Source organism: Bradyrhizobium sp. NAS96.2, assembly GCF_001908235.1.
Lineage (GTDB): Bacteria > Pseudomonadota > Alphaproteobacteria > Rhizobiales > Xanthobacteraceae > Bradyrhizobium.
Genome location: NZ_LGHK01000243.1, coordinates 1 through 5,537, shown reverse-complemented (window position 1 = coordinate 5,537; position 5,537 = coordinate 1). Strand labels below are relative to the sequence as shown.

Annotated in this window: 4 protein-coding genes and 2 pseudogenes; 4 read left to right on the top strand and 2 right to left on the bottom strand. The window is 59.3% G+C overall.

Annotated elements, in window-relative coordinates; all coding sequences use genetic code 11:
• Nucleotides 1-347: 347 nt before the first annotated feature.
• Nucleotides 348-1,490 (top strand): annotated as a pseudogene (gene soxC, locus AC628_RS37315) (sulfite dehydrogenase); the annotation flags it as partial.
• Nucleotides 1,491-1,515: 25 nt separating this feature from the next.
• Complete coding sequence (locus AC628_RS37310) at nt 1,516-2,013, top strand: c-type cytochrome (RefSeq protein WP_245321521.1); 498 nt, start codon at nt 1,516-1,518, stop codon at nt 2,011-2,013.
• Between the two features lie 191 nt (nt 2,014-2,204).
• On the opposite strand, the gene AC628_RS37305 is transcribed toward AC628_RS37310, so the two are convergent.
• Nucleotides 2,205-3,623, bottom strand: coding sequence for an FAD-binding oxidoreductase (locus tag AC628_RS37305; protein ID WP_074131648.1), 1,419 nt, complete (start codon nt 3,621-3,623; stop codon nt 2,205-2,207).
• Nucleotides 3,624-4,088: 465 nt separating this feature from the next.
• Here AC628_RS37305 and AC628_RS37300 point away from each other — a divergent pair, with 465 nt between their 5' ends.
• A complete protein-coding gene (locus AC628_RS37300; RefSeq protein ID WP_074131647.1) occupies nt 4,089-4,523 on the top strand; it encodes a cupin domain-containing protein in 435 nt (144 codons plus the stop codon).
• A 187-nt stretch (nt 4,524-4,710) separates the two neighbouring features.
• The gene (locus tag AC628_RS37295) at nt 4,711-5,208 is read left to right on the top strand and encodes a lipocalin-like domain-containing protein (RefSeq protein ID WP_083633273.1); all 498 of its coding nucleotides are present in this window, start codon (nt 4,711-4,713) and stop codon (nt 5,206-5,208) included.
• A 169-nt stretch (nt 5,209-5,377) separates the two neighbouring features.
• Here AC628_RS37295 and AC628_RS45665 read toward each other — a convergent pair.
• Nucleotides 5,378-5,537 (bottom strand): annotated as a pseudogene (locus AC628_RS45665) (IS5/IS1182 family transposase); the annotation flags it as partial.

Here is a 5,537-nt window from a genome sequence, read left to right as displayed (position 1 = left end):
GGCTTCAGCCACTTCGTTACCTCCATGACTGCTCCGATTGCTTCCGGCTGGAGCGTTTGCCGGGTGGGGTTTGCACCCACTGGAAAGCGCCGCCTTCTCACGGCGCACACCCGAACCAGTCATTGCGGGCGATCGAGAAAGTTTTATACTTTCAGGACGCCGACAGCTGAGGAGGCGGTCATGCCCAAAGGAATTCGTCATCCTTCGGGGGATACTGCAGCTGGAAACGGTCTGATTGACCGGCGTGCACTGCTCGGGCAGGGCGTCGCTATAGCGGGCGCGCTAGCACGGGCGTCGGGGCGCTAACAAGCGCCGCGGCCGAGCCGCTCAAGGACGATCCATGGAGCCTCGAGCCCGGTTCGAGCATTAAGCCGTATGAGCTGCCGTCTTCGTTTGAGAAGAACGTCGCGCGAACGCTGAACAACCCCGACGGCCTACCATTCGTTCAAACTGCGCGTACTCCGCATCACCTGCTAAACGGAATGATCACGCCAAATGGCCTGCACTTCGTGGTCGCCTATGGCGGCCCGCCCGACATCGATCCGGATAAGCACCGCCTCGTGATCCACGGCCTCGTCAAACGCCCTTTGATGTTCACGCTTGAGGCACTTGCGCGCTATCCGATGGTGTCGCGTATCACCTTCCTCGAGTGCGGCGGCAACAGTGCACCGCTGTTTTCCCCCAAGCCGCTGCAGGGCAACGTTCAGACGCTGCACGGCCTCGCGTCTTGTGCTGAATGGACGGGTGTGAAGCTCTCCACCCTGCTCGAAGAAACCGGCATTGATCCGAAAGCGAAATGGTTCATCGCCGAAGGCGCGGACGCGCCTCACCTGACACGCAGCGTGCCCGTGGCGAAGGCCTTGGACGACGCCATGATCGCCCTCTATCAAAATGGCGAGCGCCTCACGCCGAGTAACGGGTATCCGGTGCGCCTGCTGCTGCCCGGCTACGAGGGCAACATGAACGTCAAGTATTTGCGGCGCATCAAGCTCGTGGAGGAACCGGCCATGGGCTTCTGGGAAACCAAGACCTACACGCAGCTTCTCCCAAACGGCGAGGCATATCAGTTTTATTTCCTGCAAGAAGTCAAATCGTTCATCACGCAGCCGTCTCCCGGAATGACCCTAGGGCAGCCCGGCCTTTACCAGATTTCCGGTGTCGCATATTCCGGCACCGGCCGTATCGCCAAGGTTATGGTTTCGGCCGATGGCGGGCAGAGTTGGGCCGAAGCGGCACTGCAGGAGCCGGTGTTGGCGAAGGCTTTCACCCGTTTCCGCTTGGCTTGGCATTGGAACGGTGGCCCCGCAATACTTCAAAGCCGGGCCTGGGATGAAGCCGGGAACTTCCAACCCACACGCGCCGAGTTCGTAGCTCGGCGCGGCGAGTTGAAGAATGTCCCACCGATCGGGGCGTTTCCCAACCAGCACTTCAACGCGGTCACTAGTTGGGCGGTCGACGCCAAAGGGCAGATCAACCATGCCTATACATAGAATTTCCGTCTATAGCGCTTCGTTGGTGTTCGCCCTGAGCATCAGCGTAGCTTTCGCCGACGGGCCCAATCTTGGCACGCCTATTGAACCCGCCGACGTCGCGGCGTGGGATATTAGCGTTATGCCTGACGGCTCCGGCCTGCCGGCAGGAAACGGTACGCCGTCGCAAGGTGAGCGGATTTACGCGGAAAAATGCGTCGCTTGCCACGACCAGGACGGCAAGAATAAATTCGGTTTTTCACCACTGTTCGGAGGCGGCAAGATCACCGACATATCGGCGGGGATGAAGACCATTGCGAACTTTTGGCCTTATTCCACGACGCTCTTCGACTTCATCCGTAGAGGGATGCCGTGGCAGCAGCCGAGGTCACTCACCGACGACGAGGTCTACGCTCTGACCGCGTTCATCCTAGCCAAAAACAAACTCATAGGTGAGACTGACACGATGAACCTCGAGACGCTGCCCAAGGTGCGGATGCCGAACCGTGGCGGCTTCATCATCCGTTTCCCCGACAGGATTTAAGTTGAATTGTCGGCTCATGGCCCCTTAGCTGACGGCCTTTGTGACCACGGGAACGTCGGCTCATCTAGGTGAACCGGAAGTCCCCGGTTCGGTCGCTTTGGGCGGCCTTTGACCCCAAGCCGACATCCGCGCAATTAAGTCCGGCTGACCACCTAAGCGGGATGGTTGCCCTCCACCGTGTCTACGTGCACCTATCGTGGCGGGATGTTCTGTGCGCCGTGGAATAGATTTCCTGGATCGAATTTGGCCTTGATCTCGGCGAGCTGCTCGTAGAGCCGATTGCCATAGGCGTCGCGCACGCGGGCGTCGCCCTCGTCCTCGGTCATGAAATTGATGTAAGCGGCGCCGGTCGAAAACGGATGGATAGCCGCCCAGTATTCGCGCGCCCATTCGATATGACGGCGATCCTCCTGCGGATTTTCCCAAGCCGCCTGCACGTTCAACACGTACTGGGCCGTCCTGAAGCCGACGGCGTTGAGCCCGCGATCGAGTCGGGCGGGAGCGCCGCCCATGTGCATGAAGAGAGCCGCGGAATGCGGAGAGGCAATACGTTCGGCATGCTCGACCATCGCATCGATCAAGCGCTCGCTCATATCGGCGAAAAAATCCGACTTCCAGTAATAGCGGCGGCCGAACGGCTGGCCGGAATCGAGCACGGTCTGATGCGCAACGAACGGCTTCACGGTGATCGTATCGGCAGCCGGCTTGCCAAAGCTCTTGAGCGCACGCATGGCATCCTGTCCGGCGATGGGATCGCCGGTCCAGCACGCTGCAATCGCCGCGATTGGCGTGCCGTGCAGCGCCTCGGGCAGGAACGGCGCAGGGGGAGCGATGCGCAAGATGAGCAGGCAGCACAGTTCGTCCGGCGCCGTGGCGGCGATCCGACAAAATTGGTGCGCAACGTCGCGCGCTTGTGTCATCGGGTACACCACCATCCCGCATAGAGCCTGCGGTCCGTGTGGATGTGCTCGGAACTCGAAGGACGTGACCGCGCCAAAATTGCCGCTGCCACCCGCCAACGCCCAGAACAGATCGGCGTTCTCGGTCTTGCTGGCGTGCCGACGCTCGCCGTCCGCAGTGACGATGTCAACCGAGACAAGATTGTCGGCGGCGTAGCAGCACTTGCGCGACGTCCAACCGAAGCCGCCGCCCAGAGTGAACCCGGCAACCCCGGTATTCGACACGATGCCGCCCGGGACAACCAGCCCGAGGGGTTGCGCTTCGTGATCGACATCGCCCCAGGTGGTGCCAGCCTCGGCCCGAATTATCCGACGGTCAGGGTCGACGCGCACGCCGCGCCGCAAGCTCATGTCGATCATCAGCCCGCGGTTGCAGAGCGCGGTGCCAGCTATGTTGTGCCCGCCGCCGCGAATCGACAGCGGCAGTCCGTTCTCGCGTGCGAAATTCACGCAGGCGACAATGTCTGACGCGCCGCTTACCCGGGCGATGAGCGCAGGCTCTTTGATGATCATGCCGTTCCAGATCGAGCGCGCTTCGCGGTATCCGGCATCGGCGGGCTGCAGGAGGGCGCCACGAAGCGATTTACGAAGGTCCGCAACTGCCGCTTGACTCACTCTGTAATCGGGCTGTTGGGCGGGAGCACGGGCCATGGCAACTCTCCATTTCCACGCGATTGCGGAGGGAGCACCTTGAGTTGTAGTTTCTCATGCTCCTCATCGTCTTATCCAGTCCATAATCTATGCTCACGGACCGGCTGGCAGTGACGAACCCTGTTGTCGCTGCCGTTCGGCGGAACGAACGGCCAATCTCCACACCCAGACGTTAGTTCGATCGGCAACAAAATGGTTCAGTCACCGAAGTCTCATTTTCAACAATTTGCCCGCTTGGAACCTTCAGCTTTTGGCGCGTCGCGACCAATGCGCCCGACCTTCCACTGTCCGCTCTGAGGTGTAGACCGGACCTTACCGAGATCGGGCCACACCGTCGCGATTGACCCACAGCGGACTTGATCAGCTCAGAAACGCTTCCGGCTAGTTCATCAGCCGTGGGTGCCGATGGTTTCGGATTTTTGTGGTAAATTGCGTCAGGTGGATTGGCTTGTTGGGAGATTGCAAATGTCAGGATTGTCAGATGCAGTGAGAGTGATTGAGCCCGGTAAGACCTATGTCGGCAAGCAGGGCTTTACTTATGGAGCCGGAGTATCGAAGGAGACGGTCGGAGCAAAACAGGTCTGTTTGAATGTGCTGCCGATGCCTCCTGGTGCCAAGGCAAAGGTCCATTACCACAAGGGTATCGAGACGATTGCTTACCTTTTGGAAGGTGAATGCGCAGTCTATTACGGTGACAAACTTGAGCATCACGTCGCAGTTAAGGCGGGGGATCAGGTCTATATGCCAGAGGATGTCCCCCATGCTCCTTGCAATGAGAGTGGAGCGCCGTGCAAATGGCTTGTCGTGCATTCATCAGGTAGCGATCAGGACGGCATCGTTCTGCTACCAGAACTTGATGCAATGTTGGCGCAGAGGTCGAGCGCGACCACAGGCAAGTAAAATTCGTGTTTCTGCTGTGGCGGAGCAGATGTCGGCCTCCCTTGCAGCCTAAGCGCTTGCATTCTGGGTGGATCCCAAAATCCATCTGAAGCAGCCATAGTGCAACCATTTTCGACGATCGGCTGATGCCGCGAAGCCGTTTTCAGGTGCTCGGGAAATTGCGCCTAGTACATATAGGGAGGTTCGCATGAGCCGCAGAAAGCTGCTGCTTCCGTTGTTGCTGATCGTGCTCGGACCTATGCCCGCTTGGGCTGAGGACAATCCGTTGCTCGGAACATGGAAGTTGAAGTCGTTTGTCCGCGAAGTCGCGGGCACCGGCGAGCGTTACGACCAAATGGGTGAGCAACCCGATGGGTATCTTAGCTACACTGCCGATGGACGGATGTTCGCCTTTTTTGTCTCCGCCGATCAACCACGTCCGCGCGCCGAGCCGACCGGGGACGAGCGCATCAAGCTGCACAAAGCGATGTTGGCGTATGGCGGCACGTACACGCTGTCACCCGGTAAGGTTGTTCATCACATCGATATAGAATGGGATGGTCGTCGACTTGGAACTGATCAAGTCCGCTTTTACACGGTCGAAGGCGACGAGCTTCTCATCAAGACCGAACCGAACAAGAGTCCGATTGACGGACGCGAGGGAGTGGGGATTCTGACGTTCGAGCGCATCAAGGGGCGGCCGTAGGAACGCCCGGCCGTTCTTCAGGGCAGTCGCAGATGTCTTCTTCTGGCCCAGGCTGTGTGAGAACCCTTTTGTCAATTGGCGGCGGGATGCCCGCATCGGTTTCGTTGCTCGTTGGGACGAATGAGCCCCCAGATGGTCCTAAACGCTGAAGCGCCGGTACAAACGCCCCTTATGTCTGCATCGCTTCCAGCAGTGTGGCGCAGCCCAGAATCGCTATTCCACGTTTCATGTTGTAGGCGAGCACATTAAGCGCCATCTCGGTCGCAACCTTGTGTCGTCTTCGCATCAGGAAGTGCGTCGCACCCATCCAGGCCTTGATGGTCCCGAAC

Excerpts from the sequence above, each read along its gene's own strand:
- AC628_RS37300 (WP_074131647.1), top strand. The coding sequence starts at position 4,089 with ATGTCAGGATTGTCAGATGCAGTGAGAGTGATTGAGCCCGGTAAGACC.
- AC628_RS37295 (WP_083633273.1), top strand. The coding sequence starts at position 4,711 with ATGAGCCGCAGAAAGCTGCTGCTTCCGTTGTTGCTGATCGTGCTCGGA.
- AC628_RS37305 (WP_074131648.1), bottom strand. The coding sequence starts at position 3,623 with ATGGCCCGTGCTCCCGCCCAACAGCCCGATTACAGAGTGAGTCAAGCG.